This is a genomic window from Marinobacter daepoensis DSM 16072 (genome assembly GCF_000421165.1).
Lineage (GTDB): Bacteria > Pseudomonadota > Gammaproteobacteria > Pseudomonadales > Oleiphilaceae > Marinobacter > Marinobacter daepoensis.
Genome location: NZ_ATWI01000011.1, coordinates 130833 through 149878, shown reverse-complemented (window position 1 = coordinate 149878; position 19046 = coordinate 130833). Strand labels below are relative to the sequence as shown.

Here is a 19046-nt window from a genome sequence, read left to right as displayed (position 1 = left end):
ACTCGGGCTATAACGACAAAAACGGCAACCTGTGATCCTGATGCATCTAGCCCGACTCCTGGCAGTCCTGGTGACCCTTCTGGCGCTCTCATTCCCCGGGCTGGCAGCCAGCGACAGCTATGTTCCTGCCATTGACTACCTGCGACTGGCTCCCGACGATCAGCGCACTCCGGAACAGGCACTGAACGCGGACGGCTGGCAAACCCTGAACGAGAAGACACCCAACTTCGGTTATTCACGGGATCAGGTCTGGCTGCAGTTCCCGATCACCCGGCCAGAAAACACCAGCCTGCTGGAAATTGCCTACCCGCATCTGGACCACATCCGTTTTTACCTGCTAAGGGATGGTGAAGTCCACCTGCGCTACCAAACCGGCGACCGCCGGGTCTTTGCCGATCGCCCGGTGGGGCATCCGCATTTTCTGTTCCCGTTCCAGCTTGAACCCGGCCATGACTATCGCATTCTTCTGAATGTCGCGACGGAAGGCGCCATGCAGATCCCTCTCAAGCTCTGGAACAACCGCAGCTTTTTCGAGCAGACGTCGGTGGAGAGTCAGGGGCATGCGCTTTACTACGGCATCCTGATCACCGCGATCTGCTTCAACCTGTTTGTGTTCCTGGCCCTTAGGGAATCCATTTACCTGTATTACGTGCTCTCGACACTCGGCTATCTGATCCTGATCGGCACCCTGAACGGCATCACCTACCAGTTCCTGTGGCCAAACCTGCCGGCGGTCCAAAGCAATGCCATGGTGCTGTCGATCCCGCTCGCCCTGCTGTTTACACTCCTGTTTTCCCGTGCTTTCCTGAAGCTTCAGGATTGTAGTCCCAGACTGAATCACCTGATGCTGATCACCATTGCCCTGAACGGTGCCCTAGCACTGGCAACGGTGGTTATTGACTACGGTGTGGCCATTCGCCTGACGGTCGCGCTGGCTATTCCCAGCTGCCTGTTACTGGCCATTGTCGGCCCCCTGCAGTGGGCCCGGGGAAATCCTCAGGCCGTTTACTACACTCTGGCCTGGGGAGCGGTCACCATCGGCAGCGCCATTACCGCCGCCAACAAATACGGCCTGATTCCGACCGGTTTTATCTCAGTCTATGGCATGCAGCTCGGCTCGGCGCTTCAGGCCATCCTGTTGAGCCTGGCGCTGGCCATCCGCATCTACCATGAACGCCAGGAGAAAGTGCTCGCCCAGGAAGCCGAACTCAAGGCTCTGGAAGCCAGGCGAAACGCTGAGCTTCGGTTAATGGACCAGGCCCTGCACCACCCGCTTACCGGCCTGCCCAATCGAAGCCATTACGAACTGCGCCTGAACGAACTGATTCGCGGCCAGCCAGGCAAAGAGTTCGGTGTAGTGATCATCCACCTGAACAACCTGTACTCTGTGACCAAAACCCTAGGGCACCGGAATACTGACCGCATTCTGGAACTGGCGTCAAAGCACTACAACGCCGTCGCCAAGGATGTTCCTGGTGCGATTGCACTGGAACACACCAATAACCGAACCTTCTTCATGGCCAGCCTCGACCCTCAGACCTTTGCGTTCGTTGTCGATGCCGATCAGTCCCTGTCGGTTCCGCGGATTGTCTTGCGCAGTATCGAAGACATCCGGTATCCGGTCGATTTTCTCGGCATGCAAGTGCCGCTGAACCCTCAACTGGGAGTTGCCTTCTATCCTACCCACGGCACTGACGCCAACACACTCATTCGCCGGGCGGTGATTGCGGAAGGCTCAGACCGGGCCAGAGATCGGGGCATTGCCTATTACAAACCCTCCCGGGATTCCTACAGTGCCGATCGGCTGACTCTGGTTTCCGACCTGCGTCATGCGATTAACAACCATGAACTCATCTTATACCTGCAACCCAAGCTGTGTTTACGCAGCCGCATGATCGTTGGCTTTGAGGCACTGATACGCTGGCCAGGCCGGGAGCAGCCGATCCGGCCGGATGAAATCATCGCCGTGGCCGAGCAGACCGGCCTGATCAAACCACTCACGCGCTGGGTCCTGCAAGAAGCTCTTGAAATGCGGGGACGGTTACTGGAAATTGGCTGGGATGCCGGGATTGCGGTCAATATTTCGCCGAACAATCTCAGAGAACCGGATTTCGCCGTGTTCGTACAGCGACTGATGCAAAGCTACCAGGCACACGCCGGAGCCATCACCTTTGAGGTAACGGAAACCTCAATGATGCAGGACCCGACCAACTCCCTGAAGGCGCTGAACGCCCTCCATTCCGCCGGCATACCCTTATCTATTGATGACTTTGGTTCCGGCTACTCATCACTGTCTTACATCAAACAGCTGCCGGCCGGGGAGATCAAGATTGACCGATCATTGGTGACCGACCTGTCAGAGCGGGAGCAGGACAGGGTCATCGTCCGCACCACCATCGACATGTGCCACAGTCTGGGATACACCGTCGTCGCCGAAGGCGTGGAGGATGAGCAGACACTGGCCCTTCTCGACGAAATGGGGTGCGATTTGGTGCAGGGCTATTTCTTGAGCCGGCCACTTCCATTCGAGGAACTGACCGGTTGGCTGGAACGCTTTAACCGTCAGCCCTTGCGTTCGCGAATCAGCGCTTCCTGAGTGGTGGAGGCCACCAGTACGCCGTCGCGGGTAAAGAAGTTGCCTCGATTGAAACCCCGGCCACCCGAGGCACTTGGGCTATCCTTGTCATAGAGCAGCCAGTCGTCCATCCGGAAATCACGGTGGAACCAGATGGCATGATCCAGGCTGGCAACCTGCATGTTCGTGTTCATGAACGTACGGCCATGGGGCGTCAGAGACGTTCCCAGGAATGAAAAGTCGGAGGCGTAAGTTAACAGGCACCGGTGCAGCACCGGGTCATCCGGCAAAGGCCCCTGCGCACGAAACCAGTTCTGGCGATGGGGCGGACGCTTTTCCGGCTTGAACGGATTGATCGGGTCCACCGGCCGGATCTCAATCGGCCGGTCACGGGTCAGCATGTCCCGCATTTTCTCCGGTACCTTGTCAGCGATCAGTTTGCCCCAGTCCTGCTCGGATTTCAGTGTTTCCGGAGCCGGCGCATCCGGCATAGCCACCTGATGGTCCAACCCCTCTTCCTCGACCTGAAACGACATGGAGCCGGTCAGAATCTCCTTGCCATCCTGACGCGCAATCACCCGGCGAACCGAGAAGGTTCCTCCGTCTCGCACACGCTGGACTTCATAGTCAATGGGCATGCTGTGATTGCCCGGGCGCAGAAAATAGGCATGAAGGGAATGACAGAGCCGCTGCTCCACCGTCCGGCTGGCGGCCATCAAAGCCTGCCCGAGAACCTGCCCGCCAAAAACGTTCGGGAAGCCAAGATCCTCACTGTCGCCCTGAAAGTGATCATCTCCTATGGGAGAAAGATCCAGCAACTCCACCAGTTTTCGGGTTACGTCCAGCATGCCAGCTCCTGTTATGTTATTTGTTAGCTCACGAACGGGTTTTCTACCCCAGACTGGAAAATTTCGCAACGACTGAGAGACTCAAGAGGACGGCCAACGGGGCAGACCCGCAGGCCGTGGTCTGTCAGAACCCTAACTCTGATGGAGTGGAGGCACATCACGGGCAAGCATCTGCTTTTCTACGGCAAAACGACCTGTAACGGCAAACCCCAGGGTGGCACCGGCCGGACTGACGAACAGTGCCTTCACACTTGAGCCATCTTGCTCTGTGCGCCACTCGCCTTCAGCCTCCGGGGGCGGAGGGCAAACAGCCGTCGGACAGCAGGGGGTTTTGACCATAACCGGCATCGTGCCGTAAGCCACTTCCGTGCGTACCCCGGACAACGTCTTGGCCAACGCACGGGCGCACGCCATCAACGGCAATACGTAAAGCAACACGCGTCCATCCACCTCGGCACAATCGCCCAGGGCATAGACATCTGGGGCAGAGGTTTCCAGCGCACGATTCACCTGAATACCCCGGTTTGCAGCAATACCCGCCGAGCGTGCCAACTCTGTACGCGGGCGCAGGCCTACCGCTGAAACAACCAGATCCGCCTGCAACGTTTCGCCATTGCCAAGCGCCAGCTCCACGCCGCCGCCCTGACGCGTGACCTGCTCAACCACCGTCCCCAGATGAAAACGCACACCCAGATTCTCAAGCTCTGACCGAACCGCTCCCGCCGCCGCTTCCGGCAGCAGGCTGGGCATCAGGTCGGCATCCGGTGCAATCACATCCACCTCGTAACCACCATTGCGCAGATCGTTGGCAAACTCACAACCAATCAGTCCGGCCCCCATGATGGCGACCCGCTGGCCCCCGGCAAGGGCTTTTCGAAAAACCCGGTAATCCACCAGATCGTTGATGGAAAACACCCGGTCCTGAGCGTCGCCTTTCAGGCTCAGGCGAATCACATCAGCTCCCCAGGCGAGTACCAGCTTGCCATAGCGCAGCCGGCGATCACCGAGAACCAGTTCGTGCGCGTCGGTATCGATGCCGGTTACGGTTGACCAGGGGCGGATTTCCACCCCCAATTGCTCCGCCATCGATTCCGGGCTTGCCTGAGCCAGGCCGTCAGCGTCTTTGTCCTTGGTAAATCCGGTTGACAACATGGGCTTGGAATAGCTGATGCCATCATCCGCAGTCACCATGATGACCGGCGTCTCTTTGTCCAGCTTGCGAAATTCCCGCACCAGCGAGTAACCCGACAAGCCCGTGCCAACGATCACAACAGGTGTCTGCTCGGTCATGATTCCACTCCGTCCTCAGCCAATCTCAATCATCTCAAAGTCTTCCTTACCGACACCACAGTCCGGACAGAGCCAATCCTCTGGCACATCTTCCCACCGGGTGCCGGGCTCAATGCCGTCTTCCGGCCAACCTTCGGCTTCGTCATAGATCAGCCCGCACACCACGCACTGCCACTTTTTCATAACACGTCCCCGCTGATTTGGTTTTCAGAATAATATTGTCAGACAATACGGCAATCAAGAAAAATCAAGCCACCCGATTTTCCGCCATGATACCCGCCACACAGGCTTCGACCAATGCCAGCACAGACACCAGCCACAAGGGTTTTCTGCCAATAGCAGTAATTACAGACCTGCCCTTCCCAATGGCCCCTCCCTTCGACCGCCTCACTTCGGTATAATCCGCGCTTTTAGACAGGACCCGATCGTTATGACCGATATCGTCGCCGAAATGAACCAGGTCATGGCAGAAGCAGACTGCCTTGTCTCCGAAGAGCAGGTGCATTGCGCCATCGACACCATGGCCAGCGCCATCACCGATCGCCTCAAAGACAGCAACCCCCTGGTGTTCTGTGTCATGAATGGCGGCCTGATCCTGACCGGCCAGTTGCTGCCTCGCCTGAAGTTTCCCGTACAGGCCGAGTACCTGCATGCGACACGCTATCGTCAGGAAACCACCGGCGGTATCCTGGAGTGGAAACTTCAGCCGGAAGCCGATATGAAGGATCGCACGATTCTGATCGTCGACGATATTCTGGACGAAGGCACCACACTGTGCGCCATCGCTGACTACTGCCTGGCTCATGGCGCCAAAGAGGTCCTGACCGCCGCTCTGGTCGACAAGCAACACGACCGTAAGGCACACCCCGACCTTAAGGCGGACTTTACCGGCCTGCTGGTAGAAGACCGTTTCCTGTTTGGATATGGCATGGACTACAAAGGCTATTGGCGCAATGCTCCGGGCATCTATGCCGTCAAAGGTTTGTGAGCCCCGGGCTGAGCCGAGCCTCCCCCCAACGCTCTGGTACCGGTCGCTGGCCGCCGCCGGCCTGTATTGTCCCGACGTTCATGGGCCAGCCCGTTACTGGTTAACGGTGGAAAGCTCCTTTACCCAGGCGCTCCGTCAGAAGTGCCGCGAGCGGTTCCACGTCGAGATCGTGCGTGAAGGCTTCACCCCTCCCAACCCGGAGGAGGCTCATCGCCTGGGGCTGGCGCCGAGGCAACTGGCCTGGGTTCGAGAGGTCCGTTTATGTGGTGACGGTCAGCCCTGGGTGCTGGCCCGAACGGTCATTCCGCAGGATTGCCTGAGGGGGCATGGCCGCATTTTGCGCAACCTGGGCAACAAGCCGTTGGGCGCCTACCTGTTCAGCAGTCCGGAATGGCAAAGGGGGCCGCTCGAAACCGGCCTGTGCAAACCAGCAGGGTCCAGAGCCCCCCGGCTGGCCCGGCGTTCTCTGTTCCATCGCCAGTCCTGTGCCCTGCTGGTCGGCGAATATCTCCTGCCAACCCTCTATCAGGCGGCAGGCCGGGTTTAATTCGACGGCGGCCGATCGCTATAATCGGCAGCGGTTTCATGCATCGACAAGCGGACACCAGACCCTATGCTGCAGAACGCTCTTCCAACCCATGTGCAGACCCGGCTGGCCGATTACGCCAGATTGCTACGCATCGACCGCCCGATCGGAACACTGCTCTTGTTGTGGCCCACCTACTGGGCTCTCTGGCTCGCCGCAGAAGGTATGCCATCGATCACCAACATCCTGATTTTCACCCTGGGTGTCTTTTTCATGCGGGCAGCCGGCTGCGCCATCAATGATTTTGCCGACCGCGACTGGGATCGCCACGTTGAACGCACCAAAGACCGCCCACTGACCACCGGCAGGGTCCACGCCTGGGAAGCCGTGGCACTGTTTGCCGGCCTGGGCCTGGTTTCGTTCCTGATGGTGGTCTTGTTCACCAACCCTCTGACCCTGTATTTGTCATTCGGGGGTGCCTTTCTGGCCTTTATTTACCCGTTCATGAAGCGGTACACCCATCTGCCGCAGCTGTTTCTGGGGGCTGCCTTTTCCTGGGCCATTCCCATGGCCTGGGGAGCAGAGTCCGGCCAGCTCAACCAGCTCACCTGGCTGCTGTTCACCGCCAACGTGCTCTGGACCGTCGCTTACGACACCTTTTATGCCATGGTTGATCGCGATGATGATCTGGCCGTGGGCATCAAATCCACGGCGATTCTGTTCGGCGATGCGGACCGGGCCATTATTGGCGTTCTCCAGGTTCTGGTCCTCCTGATCCTGGTCATGGTGGGTCTGCAGGCAGACCTGGGCGCCCTCTACTATATGGGTATCACTACCATGGCCGCCCTGTTCGCCTACCATCAGTTTCTGGCCCGGGAGCGTTCGCGGGAGGGCTGCTTTAAAGCCTTTTTGGGTAATAACTGGGCCGGCTTTGCCGTGTTTCTCGGGCTGGCACTGGATCTTGCCGTCTGACCCCGGCTCCTGTCATATACTTGTAACAAAGACACGCTGTAATGACCCGGCAACATTATAAGGGAGTGTGTACAAAACTCTGATCAGAGAACTCCCAAAGTCTGATACAGGTTGATGCATATGAGTGGAAAAACTGTCCTGATTGTCGATGACGAGGCGCCCATCCGCGAGATGATTGCCGTGGCGCTTGAAATGGCAGACTACAACTACCTTGAGGCGGCTGACGCCCGGGAAGCCCATGCCCTGATCGTCGACAAGCAACCGGACCTGATCCTGCTGGACTGGATGCTACCGGGCACCAGCGGAGTGGAACTGGCGAGGCGCCTCAAAAAAGAGGAAGCCACCTCAGACATCCCGATCATCATGCTGACCGCAAAAGTTGAAGAGGACAACAAGATTCAGGGTCTGGAAGTCGGTGCGGATGACTACATCACCAAACCCTTCAGCCCAAGGGAGCTTGTAGCCCGGCTGAAAGCGGTACTTCGCCGCGCCACACCGCCGGGTGTCGACAGTCCGATCGAAGTTGATGGCCTGACTCTCGATCCGGTCGGACACCGGGTTACCACCTCCGACGGTGCCATCAGCATGGGCCCTACGGAGTACCGTCTACTTCAGTTCTTTATGACCCATCAGGAGAGGGTCTATACTCGCTCCCAACTGCTGGATCAGGTCTGGGGTGGCAATGTGTATGTTGAAGAACGCACCGTGGACGTTCACATCCGCCGGCTGCGCAAGGCACTCGGCGACGACTATGATCACCTGATCCAGACGGTGCGCGGAACGGGCTATCGTTTTTCCACCCGGGCCGCCTGATCCCGGCCTGAAACGGCAAGCCCGGCGATCCCAGCATCAGCGCCGGAAACACAATAAGGCAGTAGTGGATGCAACATAACTGGTCCCGTTATCTGAGACTGATCATCGCCGGGCTTGCCGGAACCACATTAGTGGGCCTGTATTTTGGCCAGCCGACCTATGGTCTGCTGGTCGGCCTCATCGCTTACCTCTGGTGGACGCTGATCCAGTCGCGACGCCTCTACCAATGGCTGGGCAACCCCAGCGCCACCGATGAGGCACCACAGAGCATCGGAATGTGGGGCGACATCTTCGACAACCTTCACAAGCTGCACCAGAATCACCTGCTGACACAGGACCGGCTACGGGCACGCATCAATCGGGTCCAGGAATCCACCAACGCCATGCGAGACGGCGTCATCATGACCGACGCCCGCGGGGCGATGGAGTGGTGGAATGGCTCTGCCGAACATCTGCTGGGTTTCCGTCGCAGCACCGACCAGGGCCAGTACATCCATAACCTGATCCGTCATCCGGCCTTCAAAGCCTACTTTGATGCCAGAGACTACCGGGAACCACTGGAACTCAATTCGCCCGCCAAGCCCCATATTCACCTGCAAATCCAGATCAGCCTCTTTGGTGATGAGGACCGCCTGATTGTCGCCAAAGACGTGACCCGCCTGTATCAACTGGAGCAGATGCGCCGGGATTTCGTGGGCAACGTCTCCCATGAAATGCGAACGCCCCTGACCGTCATCAGCGGCTACCTTGAAACGCTCGTTGACCATGGTGAAGAGCTGCCACCTAAGTGGCGTCGGGCCGTCACAACCATGGCGGTCCAGGCATCGAGAATGGAAGCCCTGATTACCGATCTGATTCTGCTCTCCAGAATCGAAACCGGTGAACACACCGTCGATGACACTCTGACGGATGTCGAGGCCTTGCTGAACCAGATCAGCCATGATGCCCAGGCACTCAGCGGAGACAAGAACCACCAGATTACGCTCAGTATCAGCGATCACCGCTTGCTGCGGGGAGATGAAAGTCAGTTGAGAAGCGCGTTCTCAAACCTGATCTTCAATGCCGTGAAATACACGCCGGCCGGTGGTGACATCACCGTGGTCTGGAGCACCAATCGCGACGGCGCCCACCTGCTGGTTAAAGACACCGGTATCGGATTGGACCCCATCCACATACCAAGACTGACCGAGCGCTTCTATCGCGCCGACCCCAGCCGTCATAAGGACACCGGCGGCACCGGGCTGGGACTGGCCATCGTCAAGCACGTTCTGATCAATCACGACGGTAACCTGGAAATCCGGAGCAAAGTCGGCGAGGGCAGTGAGTTCATCTGCCACTTTCCCCGGGAGCGCCTGGTTGAACGGGCACCCGACAACAATCAGAACGTTCCGGATCACTCACACTAACGGTGAGCGGCCCGGAACGTCGCCACAAACCGGGACAGATCTTCCAGCTTCTTCGGATCCTCATCCACAAAGCGGATGGTGACACTGACAAAATCGGTATCCTGGCGTTTATCAACGGCCTGCAACTGATGGACGTAACCATTCAGGCGCGCCACCTGACCGTCGCCAACCTCAATATCCACCACGGCCTGATCCAGAATACCCGGAAATTGCTGATCCCGTCTGGCAATCACCCGAACTTCGGTCAGATTGATATCCTTCACCACCGACTTCAGGGTACTGTCAGAAAATCGAACCGAGGCAAGACTCATCGTGCCACGCGACCCGGCCCGCTCCGCACCAGCCGGAGGGGCCGCCCGTTTCTGAGTGAGCAGAGCGGCGGATTCCCTGAAGGCATCCGCCGGGCTGTCCAGCGATGCCCCGCTGCGATCCATCGACTCCTTCAGACGACGCCCCATCACCTTTATGATTTTCTTGCTTAATCCTTCGGGGCTGAAAGGCTTGCCCAGGTACTCTGAAACCCCTTCCTTAACGGCTTCAATCACATGATCCTTGTCGCCCCGGCTGGTGATCATGATGAACGGCACTTTCTGATACTGCGGCTGTTGTCGCATCCACTGCAACAACTCCAGCCCCGACATCTCCGGCATTTCCCAGTCGCACAGCACCAGATCAAAGTTACTCCTGGACATCAGCGCCTGGGCTCTCCGCCCATTCGGTGCGTCTGTTGTCTCAATCACAGGAAAGCGCTGGCGCACCGTCCGCTTCACCAGATCACGCACAAAGCTGGCATCATCAACAACCAGCGCCTTCAGTATTGCCATACCACCTTTGCTCCCGATGTCGCTTACCCACCCACTATAGAACATCCGGATTATCCCGGGTGCAGCCCACTACAAAAAGACGACAAACTCATTGCCCGGCACCAACTGACAAAAAACCCTGACAATCGGCCCGCACTGTAGGCTCTGACGGTATTTTCCGTCACGCAAAACGCGCTAACATGGCAGACTGTGTCCTAACGAATGTCTTACGAGGATTCCCGTGCCTAATCTGATCACCCGGACCACCCTTCGGTGCGTCCTTGCCGCTATGTCACTGTCAACTCTGTCGCTGGCGGCTAAAGCCGAGTCCACGCCGGTTCCGACTGCCGCTGAGTTCGAGCAGTGCAAACTGAACCTCGGAGAGAAGGCCGTCGCCGCCGGCGTCAGCCAAGCCACCGTGGCGTCCGTCATGGCCGATGTGGAGCACCTGGACCGCGTGATTGAGCTGGACCGCCGACAGCCAGAATTCACAACCACCTTTGCCGATTACCTCAATCGTCGAGTTAACGACGCCCGGGTCAGCAAGGGCCGGGAAATGCTGGAGCAGCACCACGACCTGCTAAACCGCGTGACCGCTGAAACCGGCGTGCCAGCGCCCTACCTGGCGGCTTTCTGGGGGCTGGAAACCAATTACGGCAGTTATTTCGGAAAAATGCAGGTGCCCAGCGCCCTGACCACCCTGGCCTGCGATGCCCGGCGAAGCCGTTTCTTTACCGAACAACTGATTGCCGCTCTTCGGATTATTGACGAAGGGGCTATCCCCGCTGAACAGATGGAGGGCTCCTGGGCCGGAGCCATGGGTCATGTGCAGTTCATGCCCACGGTGTTCCTCAAGCACGCAGTCGACGGTGACGGGGACGGCCGCCGGGACCTGTGGAACAGCCTGCCGGACGCCATGATGTCCGCTGGCCGTTTTTTGCAATCTATGGGTTGGGACGGCGACTATCGCTGGGGCCGCGAAGTCCTGCTTCCGGATAACTTCGATTTCAGCCTGGCCGATGGCCGGCGTCTCCCCCTCTCCGAATGGCGCGCTCTGGGGATTACCGACGCGTTCGGTCATCAGCTGGCAAACGAACCGGTGAACGCGGCTTTGATTGTGCCCAGTGGCCATGAAGGCCCCGCGTTCCTGGCGTACAGTAACTTCCGGGTAATTATGGGGTGGAACCGCTCCGAGTTCTATGCCATCGCGGTCGGCCACCTGGCAGACCGCATCGCGGGTGCCGGGACGCTGCAGAGCCCGCCTCCCGAAACCCAGCCCGCCCTGTCCAGAAAGCAGGTGCTTGAGCTCCAGCAGACCCTGAACGACAAAGGCTACCCGAGTGGCAAACCCGATGGCATCCTCGGCTCCAATACCCGAAAAGCCATCCGGGCGTACCAGAAAGCGGAAGGACTGGTCGCGGATGGCTTCCCCTCAGAACAGGTGCTGGGCGCACTCGGTGTTTATACCGGCACCTGAAAGCGTCCACTTTCTTTACACTTAGCCAGAGGACTCTTTCTAACTTACTGTATTTAAAGAAACAAAAATACTGGCACGCATTTAGCTACATATGCGCTCAACGTTCGAGCATACGAACAATCCATGAACCGCGAGTAGTAAGGTGTAGACAATGCGTAAGTTAATGAAGGGAATCGTTGCAACCGTTGCGTTGGGGCTTGCATCAACCGCAATGGCATTTCCAGTAAACCTGGAGTCCGTTTCTGGTGCCTGGGGTACACCCAGCAATGGCAGTAATGTACAGGGTGTCGGCACCGACACCGTGCGCTGGGGAACTGGCGAGGAAACCTGTTCAGGCGGCCTGTGGTGGCAGACCTGTAACGAAGGTCCTCAGAGCGGCTATGGCTTCCAGGGGCCAGGCAGTCTGCCCCAGACCATTACCTCTGACGACTCGTTTGTGTTGGGAACTTTTACACATTTCAACAACAAGGTTACTGGCGATAGCATCACCGGCGTAAGCCTGGACGTGTTCGCAACGTTCTCGACAAATGCCAGCAATGGCCAGGTAACCGGCCCCTACACGTTCGACTTCCTGCACAATGAAACGCCGAACGTTGGCCAGGAATGCTGGCTGATGTTCTGCTGGGACGTCGAGAAGGACGTGAACGACGTGGTCATTCTGGACAACATGATCGAGAGCTCAGAGTTCCGGTTTGGCTCCAACATCTATTCCCTGTCACTGCTCGGCTTTGCCAATGGCCTGAATGAGCTGGAGACCGAGGAAGGCACAGCGACTTCGGTCGATCTGCTGGCCAGACTGAACGTTCGCTCTGTTCCTGAGCCGGGCACCCTTGCCCTGCTTGGTCTTGGACTTGCTGGTCTGGGCGTAACCCGTCGCCGCAAGGCCTGAGTACCGGCCCCGTTGCCGGCAGCGTCACCGCTGCCGGCAATCCCGTGATCTGAGCCCCGAATCCGCGCATAATACTGGCATCGATCAGTCACAGGATAATTCGGGACTCTATGGACTCCATCACCCAGGCAGCCCTCGGCGCCTCCATCGCCGGAGCCATTGCCGGCAAAACACTAGGCCGTTCGGCACTGCTGACAGGCGCCCTGCTAGGCACCCTGCCAGACCTTGACGTGGTCATCGACTATGGCAGTGCGGTCGCTAATTTCACTCAGCACCGCGGGTTCAGTCATTCCCTCTTTATCCTGGCACCGCTATCCCTGCTGATCGCCTGGTGTCTCTGGCGCTGGAAGCCACAGCTTTCCTACCAGAGATGGTTAGCGCTGGTTGCACTGATATTGATCACTCACCCCCTTCTGGACAGTTTCACCACGTACGGCACTCAGCTGTTCTGGCCGCTCGGCGAACCGGTAGCCATTCATAGCATTTTCATCATCGACCCACTCTACACCTTACCGCTACTCGCCGGCTGCCTCGCGTTTCTGTTTCGGCCACCCGCGTCTAAGGCGCTCCTGGGCGGGCTGCTGCTTTCAACGCTTTATCTGGGATGGTCTGTCGCGGCACAACAGGCTATTACCGCACGGGTAAAACCAGTGCTGGCTGAGGCGGGCCTGGCAGAAGCCCCGGTGATGGTCCAGCCCATGCCGTTCAATACCATTTTGTGGCGTGTAACCGCTCTGAGCCCGGATCGCCGGGTAGAAATCGTAACGGGTTTTCTGGATAAGCAGGACGAACTGGTGCTTGAGGCGTTCCCCCGCAACCCACAACTGGCAAGCCTCGTCGCCGGCCTGCCTGACGTTCAGAGACTGGAGTGGTTTACCAGGGGCTTTCTCCACTATGAAAGGCATGGCCATCAGATCACGGCGACGGATATCCGCCTCGGGATCCCCGGTGTTCACCCATTCACGTTTGCACTGGCAGAAAACACCGGAAACGACTTACTACCACTGGCCAGCAACCGCCTGCCCCGCCCCTCACTGGACCAGGCTATCTTACCCGTTCTGTGGAGCCGGATGACCGGCGAGATGCCCGTTCTTTGCCTCGCAACACTGGCGGCCCCCACCCAAGGGAGCAGGTGCTGATGCGGCTGGATCAATACCTTGCCAGCAGCACCGGGCTTTCCCGCAAGGATGCCAAGAAGGCCATATTGGCAGGGCGGGTAACGGTGGACGGCGAAATCTGCCGGCAGTCCAACCGACATCTGGAGGAAACCCCGTCTGTCGGACTGGACGGCCAGCCGGTACTGATGCCCGGCGAACTCTATCTGATGATGCACAAACCCGCCGGCGTTCTGAGCGCAACCACCGACAGCAGTCAGCCGACGGCCATCGACCTGCTGCCCGGCCACCTGGCCAGCCGGGTCCATATTGCCGGGCGGCTGGACAAAGACACCACGGGCCTGCTCCTGCTGACCAGCGATGGCCAGTGGTCTCACAGGGTCACGTCTCCTCGCCGTCACTGCCCCAAAACCTACCGGGTCACGTTGGCAGAGACTCTGCCTGAATCTGCCCGCCAGGCCCTGGAACAGGGGGTGCTGCTCAAAGGAGAGAATTCTCCGACCCGACCGGCGACGGCGAGCCTGTGCGATGCTGACACTCTTGAACTGACCATCAGTGAAGGCCGCTATCATCAGGTTAAACGCATGCTGGCCGCCGTTGGCAATCACGTTGACGCCCTGCACCGCGTCCGCATTGGCGAGATCGCTCTGGACCCCCACCTGTCACCCGGTGAATTCCGGGCACTCACACAGGAAGAAATCCGCTCCGTGACAAACGGGGGCTGACCCGAAGGCCGCTACGTGCGCTCAAACCTCTGAGCCTGGAGATTTTTTCGGACCGAACCGGCCTCGAACACCTCACCATTCATGGCAATGTAGACGCCCGCCGGCAACAATGAAACCGCAGCCCAGGCAAATCCGACGTTGAAAATCGCATCGGTGCGCCTCATTCGTGCCGGCTGCATTGCACCGGTGAGAACAACCGTGCGGCCCGTCACGGGCTTCAAGGCCTGAGCGGTCAGAGCCATAGTGTCCGTTCCATGCGTAATCAGGATGCGCGGGCAATCCGAGTCCTTCACAGCTGCCACGATAGACTGCCGGTCCGGGTCCGTCAGCTCCAGACTGTCCTTCCGCATCAGAGGGCGGATTTTGTATCCCTCGTGAATGTTCGACTCGCTCAGCAACTCCGGTAACAGGCTGTCGCCGATTTCAAATGCGCTGTTGGCATCGAAGTAGACCTTATCAATGGTCCCTCCCGTGGTGAGAATCTCAATCATGTTCTTGCCAGCTCCTTTACTGGGTATGGGCCTGACGGGCCTGCGCCGGATCTGCAGCCATCAGGGAGGCATTTTTTTCCTGTTCATAGCGCTTCGCCGCCGGGGCGATGGACTCCGCCTTACCGGTTACCAGCCACCGCTTGATTCGACCAGCATCGCCCATCGGAGAACGCGTGCCCAAAGAGTCCAGCAACACCGTAATCACCGGCTTGCCGTGCATTTCCGACACCATTACCAGACACCGGCCCGCTTCTGTCAGATATCCGGTTTTGCTCAGGCTTACGCCCCAGCTGTTCCGATGAACCAGCGTATTGGTATTGCCAAAAGACAGACTGTATCGGGGTTTCCGGAACTCCGCCCGATAGTAACCGGTGGTGGAGGCCTCCCCGATGCCCGGGTGTTTGAGGGCAGCGCGAACCAGTCGCACCAGATCCGCCGCAGAAGAGGTGTTCCGGACCGACAATCCGGTAGGGTCTACGAAATGTGTTTGCGCCATGCCCAACGCTTTCGCTTTGGCATTCATGGCTTCAACAAAGGCCTCAAAACCTCCGGGGTGCGCCCGCGCCAGCGTGTAAGCCGCAAAATTCTCCGACGACATCAGCGCAATCCGCAGAACATCCCGGCGACGCAACTGCGACCCTACCCGAATCCGGCTCCAGGCATTGGCGGCCGCTTCCACATGCCGCTCTTCAAAGGTCAGCCATTCATTCATATCCTGCCCGGACTCGGTCACCACTAAGGCCGTCATCAGCTTGGTGATCGACGCAATCGGAACCGCCCGGTCAGCATTCTTGCCGAATAGCAACGCCTTCTCCCCAACCTCTGCCGCCGCAGCCTGAACCGACGCGAGAGCAGGACGTTGATCTTTACTGGCAAAAACCTGACCTGAAAACCCCAGAGTCATACACAAAAGGGTCACAAAGAGGGAATAACGCATGCACTGAACCCGCCTGTCGGCTTTATCGGAGTGGAACAAAATACCGTGAAACTATACCAGCGCACCCTCTACGGGCGCAGGTCTCATTTTCAATCATGCGTTTTAAACATTAAATGCAAAAAATTTTAAATTCTTATAAAATATCACTCAAATCAATTCGTTACATATTGTAATGCGCTGTAATCAGATTGTAACGACGCCGTTCTCCAGTTTCAGGATGCGATCAGGATGGACTCTCCGTCGCTCGGCCAAACCCCAGACAGGGCCCCAAGTCCGGGCAGAATACCCGCCAGGTTCCACCATTTGCTCCCTTTCCTGGTCCTGTTCGCAGCCATCGGCTACGGCCTGGCCAACTCCTTCTGGCAAACGCCTCCAAAACCTACCGGCACACCGGTTGTCGACACGAATCTCTCTCTGCCGCCTACTCGCCTTTCCGAGCAGATCGATTACCTGACCCACCCCCTGGACAAAGTACTTGAAGAAAAGCTCTGGCGATCAGACGGCTGGACCGAAACCGACAGAGACTATTCCGGAATCGGCTACCCCTATCAGCCAGCGACGTTCCGGTTGACGGTGGAGAACGACTCCCCGAAGGCCGTTCATCGCCATATAATTGTCCCGGCCCCCTACCTCGACCACGTTGAACCCGCCCTGATCCATCCAAACGGCGAGATTGTTCGCCTGCCCATAATGGGAGACCGATACCCGTTCGATCACCGCTACCTGGCACTACCCCAATGGGTGTGGCCGGTCACCTTGCCACCGGGCACTAGTACGCTGCTGATAGAGATCCGGAACCACGGGCCCGTGGTACTTCCAATCACCCTGTCGGACAGTGAAAAAACGCTCAGTCATGGTGCTGCCAGCACTGCCTGGAGAGCGTTTGTCGCCGGATCGCTGGCGTTTGCCCTGCTGCTGAACCTCAGCATCGTGGTGAAACTGCGCCGGCCAGGACTGGCCTGGTTAAGCGTGCTGATGATCAGCGTGATCTACAGCCAGCTGGTGATGGATGGGCTTGGGCTATGGCTGATCTGGCCCCGAGTTCCGGAACTCAACACGCTGCTGAACATCAGCCTTCCTCTGTGCCTGATTGCCCTGTCCGAATTTACACCTCATTTCTTGCAGGTCGGTCGCACCGAGGCGCGGATTCTCAGGGCGTTCAGTCTGCTGGCCGGTTTGCACCTGCTGGCCGCGCCAATGGGCTCCATCCTGCTCGGCCAGCACGGATTTCTGGTTACCAGCTCGTTCGGTGGCCTGTACATCTTCGCCCTGAGCCTGTGCCAACTGAAAAGCCACATCTACGCCCGGTACTACGCTCTGTCAGTCCTTTCGATCCTGGTTGGTGCGATGATCACATCGCTTCGTACCATCGGGTGGCTGCCTGTAAATACCCTGACCGACTCGGCATTTTTTCTTGGGGCGGCCACCGGCTCCCTGATCCTGACCAGTGGCGTCGGCAAGCTGCTTCTCGAAGAGCGCAAGAAACGACTCAGTTCGGATATCCGGGCCCAGGAAGAACAGAAACTACGTACCCGTATTGAACGTGACTACGACCGCCTGCTGAGAACACACCGGGTAACCGGAAAACCCAACCGCCCGATGCTTGAGGAAGCCCTTGGCGCGCTGGACTGCGAACGGACACCTTATACCCTGTGCATGATCCGTCTGGCCCGATTCAATGAACTGGAGCAGGCCCTGGGTTATCGGATCGCCGAGGACCTCCTTAAACACTACCTCACACAACTCAACCGCTACCTCATCCAGGCTTTCGGCGACCAACTGGTCACCATCAATGGTAACGGTGTGGCAACGCTGGATACGGTGAACCACGCCTTTGCCCTGCTGAGGCATCCGGATGACACCTTTGAACAGAACAGGCTTAAGACCATTAGCCAGTGGTTGTCTGAGAACTTCCGTGAAGGACGACTTTCGTTCTCCTGGGCGGCGTCTATCGGCGTTGCCCATGCACCAGAGCATGGCACAGATCCGGCCAGCGTACTGGCCAGCGCCGGATTCGCCTCACGCGATGACTCCACGCCTCTGGTGGTTTACGATCCGGCCATTGCCGAGTGGCAATACCGACAGCAACTGCTGATGCTGGACGTGGAGGAGGCACTGAAATCCGGAGATATGTGGCTGGAGTATCAGCCCAAGGTCAATATCCGTGACGGCCGGACGGTCTCATTCGAGGCCCTGATCCGCTGGCGCCATCCAGAATTTGGGCGGGTCGCGCCCGATCAGTGGATCCCGCTGGCCGAGGAATTCGGCATCATCCATACGGTAACGCTCTGGGTTTTGGATCGTGCCTGCCGGGACAGCCATCCATTGCGGGCGAAACACGGTCAGGACCTGAGTATTGCGGTGAATGTTTCCGCCAAAGATCTGGCCCACAGCCTGTTTCATGAAGAAGCCGGCGCAATTGTCCGTCGTCACAAGCTGGAGCCGGCGAACATCACGCTCGAGATCACCGAAACGGCGATGATGAGCGATCCGGAAACAGCCCGCGCCACCCTTCATACCCTGAGTACCATGGGGTTCCGGATTGCCCTTGACGACTTTGGCTCCGGGCACTCCTCACTCGGCGCCTTGGCTCAGTTTGAACTGGATGAACTGAAAATCGACCGGAGTTTCCTGGAGGGCGTACTAGATTACCCGGCACGTCAGAAAATTATGATTGCGGCCATGGAGTTGGGAACCTCCCTCGATCTCGACGTGGTGGTGGAGGGAGTGGAAGATGAAGCCATTGCTCTATGGCTTCATCAGTTTCCCGGGCTACACGGCCAGGGCTATTACTGGGGGCGCCCCTTCAACCTCAGGCTGCGCAACCATTAACGGCCAATAACGACCGAGCCACTGCCAATCGTAACACCACCACACGTCACGGCGCTGCCAGTCACCGCAGCCGGCTTACCATTGATCATTACTGTACCAGATCCTGCAGCCACGGCCCGGGGATGCGGAGGATGCTTGGGTTTTGAATGGGGATTCAGAGGATCACCCACCCGGGCAACCGGTTTGCCATCCACCAGCACATCGGGAGAGCCGGCAATCACCGGTGTCGGCGGAAAGCCCTCGTGATCCGTACCCAGGTCTCCCAACAATACAATCGCTTTACTCATGATTTGAATCCTTTCAACTCAGTTCCAGGCCCCCATCCTATACCGAAAACAGGAACGACCCAAGCCCGGGAC

The 19046-nt window shown here is 58.2% G+C and carries 18 protein-coding genes; 11 read left to right on the top strand and 7 right to left on the bottom strand.

Translation table 11 applies throughout. From position 1 onward, the window contains the following. The first annotated feature begins 40 nt into the window (after nucleotides 1-40). The gene (locus tag K325_RS0112600; protein WP_029654629.1) at nucleotides 41-2596 is read left to right on the top strand and encodes an EAL domain-containing protein; all 2556 of its coding nucleotides are present in this window, start codon (nucleotides 41-43) and stop codon (nucleotides 2594-2596) included. On the opposite strand, the gene tesB is transcribed toward K325_RS0112600, so the two are convergent. The 3 genes from tesB to K325_RS0112585 form a co-directional block, all read right to left on the bottom strand. Beyond that, on the bottom strand, nucleotides 2563-3423 hold the full coding sequence (gene tesB, locus K325_RS0112595) for an acyl-CoA thioesterase II (protein ID WP_029654628.1): 861 nt from the start codon (nucleotides 3421-3423) through the stop codon (nucleotides 2563-2565). The two genes, K325_RS0112600 and tesB, sit on opposite strands and share 34 nt — an antisense overlap. Nucleotides 3424-3555: 132 nt before the next feature. Beyond that, nucleotides 3556-4713 carry an NAD(P)/FAD-dependent oxidoreductase gene (locus tag K325_RS0112590; protein WP_029654627.1) on the bottom strand — a complete coding sequence of 386 codons (1158 nt, stop codon included), beginning with the start codon at nucleotides 4711-4713 and terminating at the stop codon, nucleotides 3556-3558. A 15-nt stretch (nucleotides 4714-4728) separates the two neighbouring features. Then, on the bottom strand, nucleotides 4729-4896 hold the full coding sequence (locus tag K325_RS0112585; RefSeq protein WP_029654626.1) for a rubredoxin: 168 nt from the start codon (nucleotides 4894-4896) through the stop codon (nucleotides 4729-4731). A 247-nt stretch (nucleotides 4897-5143) separates the two neighbouring features. Here K325_RS0112585 and K325_RS0112580 point away from each other — a divergent pair, with 247 nt between their 5' ends. The 5 genes from K325_RS0112580 to phoR all read left to right on the top strand — a co-directional run bounded on the left by K325_RS0112580 (nucleotide 5144) and on the right by phoR (nucleotide 9418). Next, complete coding sequence (locus tag K325_RS0112580; RefSeq protein ID WP_029654625.1) at nucleotides 5144-5701, top strand: hypoxanthine-guanine phosphoribosyltransferase; 558 nt, start codon at nucleotides 5144-5146, stop codon at nucleotides 5699-5701. After that, nucleotides 5682-6248 (top strand): chorismate--pyruvate lyase family protein, encoded by a 567-nt coding sequence (locus tag K325_RS0112575; RefSeq protein ID WP_029654624.1) that lies wholly within the window; start codon nucleotides 5682-5684, stop codon nucleotides 6246-6248. The genes K325_RS0112580 and K325_RS0112575 overlap by 20 nt, the downstream gene beginning before the upstream one ends. A gap of 66 nt (nucleotides 6249-6314) precedes the next feature. Then, a complete protein-coding gene (gene ubiA, locus K325_RS0112570; RefSeq protein WP_029654623.1) occupies nucleotides 6315-7199 on the top strand; it encodes a 4-hydroxybenzoate octaprenyltransferase in 885 nt (294 codons plus the stop codon). Nucleotides 7200-7319: 120 nt separating this feature from the next. Next, nucleotides 7320-8012, top strand: coding sequence for a phosphate regulon transcriptional regulator PhoB (gene phoB / locus K325_RS0112565; protein ID WP_029654622.1), 693 nt, complete (start codon nucleotides 7320-7322; stop codon nucleotides 8010-8012). Between the two features lie 68 nt (nucleotides 8013-8080). Beyond that, complete coding sequence (gene phoR, locus K325_RS0112560) at nucleotides 8081-9418, top strand: phosphate regulon sensor histidine kinase PhoR (protein ID WP_029654621.1); 1338 nt, start codon at nucleotides 8081-8083, stop codon at nucleotides 9416-9418. Here the strand turns inward: phoR and K325_RS0112555 are convergent. Beyond that, the gene (locus tag K325_RS0112555) at nucleotides 9415-10242 is read right to left on the bottom strand and encodes a response regulator (protein WP_029654620.1); all 828 of its coding nucleotides are present in this window, start codon (nucleotides 10240-10242) and stop codon (nucleotides 9415-9417) included. The two genes, phoR and K325_RS0112555, sit on opposite strands and share 4 nt — an antisense overlap. A 220-nt stretch (nucleotides 10243-10462) precedes the next feature. Here K325_RS0112555 and K325_RS0112550 point away from each other — a divergent pair, with 220 nt between their 5' ends. The 4 genes from K325_RS0112550 (at nucleotide 10463) to K325_RS0112535 (ending at nucleotide 14427) form a co-directional block, all read left to right on the top strand. Then, on the top strand, nucleotides 10463-11698 hold the full coding sequence (locus K325_RS0112550; protein ID WP_029654619.1) for a lytic murein transglycosylase: 1236 nt from the start codon (nucleotides 10463-10465) through the stop codon (nucleotides 11696-11698). A 151-nt stretch (nucleotides 11699-11849) separates the two neighbouring features. Continuing rightward, nucleotides 11850-12587 (top strand): THxN family PEP-CTERM protein, encoded by a 738-nt coding sequence (locus K325_RS0112545; protein WP_029654618.1) that lies wholly within the window; start codon nucleotides 11850-11852, stop codon nucleotides 12585-12587. A 110-nt stretch (nucleotides 12588-12697) separates the two neighbouring features. Then, on the top strand, nucleotides 12698-13726 hold the full coding sequence (locus tag K325_RS0112540) for a metal-dependent hydrolase (protein ID WP_029654617.1): 1029 nt from the start codon (nucleotides 12698-12700) through the stop codon (nucleotides 13724-13726). Beyond that, a complete protein-coding gene (locus K325_RS0112535) occupies nucleotides 13726-14427 on the top strand; it encodes a pseudouridine synthase (protein ID WP_029654616.1) in 702 nt (233 codons plus the stop codon). Before K325_RS0112540 ends, K325_RS0112535 begins: the two co-directional genes overlap by 1 nt. A gap of 11 nt (nucleotides 14428-14438) precedes the next feature. On the opposite strand, the gene K325_RS0112530 is transcribed toward K325_RS0112535, so the two are convergent. Both K325_RS0112530 and pbpG read right to left on the bottom strand, forming a co-directional pair. Then, nucleotides 14439-14918 carry an asparaginase domain-containing protein gene (locus K325_RS0112530; protein WP_029654615.1) on the bottom strand — a complete coding sequence of 160 codons (480 nt, stop codon included), beginning with the start codon at nucleotides 14916-14918 and terminating at the stop codon, nucleotides 14439-14441. Nucleotides 14919-14934: 16 nt separating this feature from the next. Then, a complete protein-coding gene (gene pbpG / locus K325_RS0112525; RefSeq protein ID WP_029654614.1) occupies nucleotides 14935-15855 on the bottom strand; it encodes a D-alanyl-D-alanine endopeptidase in 921 nt (306 codons plus the stop codon). Between the two features lie 303 nt (nucleotides 15856-16158). Between pbpG and K325_RS0112520 the strand changes: the two genes are divergently transcribed. Next, the gene (locus K325_RS0112520; RefSeq protein WP_228128450.1) at nucleotides 16159-18687 is read left to right on the top strand and encodes an EAL domain-containing protein; all 2529 of its coding nucleotides are present in this window, start codon (nucleotides 16159-16161) and stop codon (nucleotides 18685-18687) included. Here K325_RS0112520 and K325_RS0112515 read toward each other — a convergent pair. After that, nucleotides 18684-18974, bottom strand: a complete 291-nt coding sequence (locus tag K325_RS0112515) for a type VI secretion system PAAR protein (RefSeq protein WP_029654612.1) — start codon at nucleotides 18972-18974, stop codon at nucleotides 18684-18686. The two genes, K325_RS0112520 and K325_RS0112515, sit on opposite strands and share 4 nt — an antisense overlap. Between the last annotated feature and the right edge of the window lie 72 nt (nucleotides 18975-19046).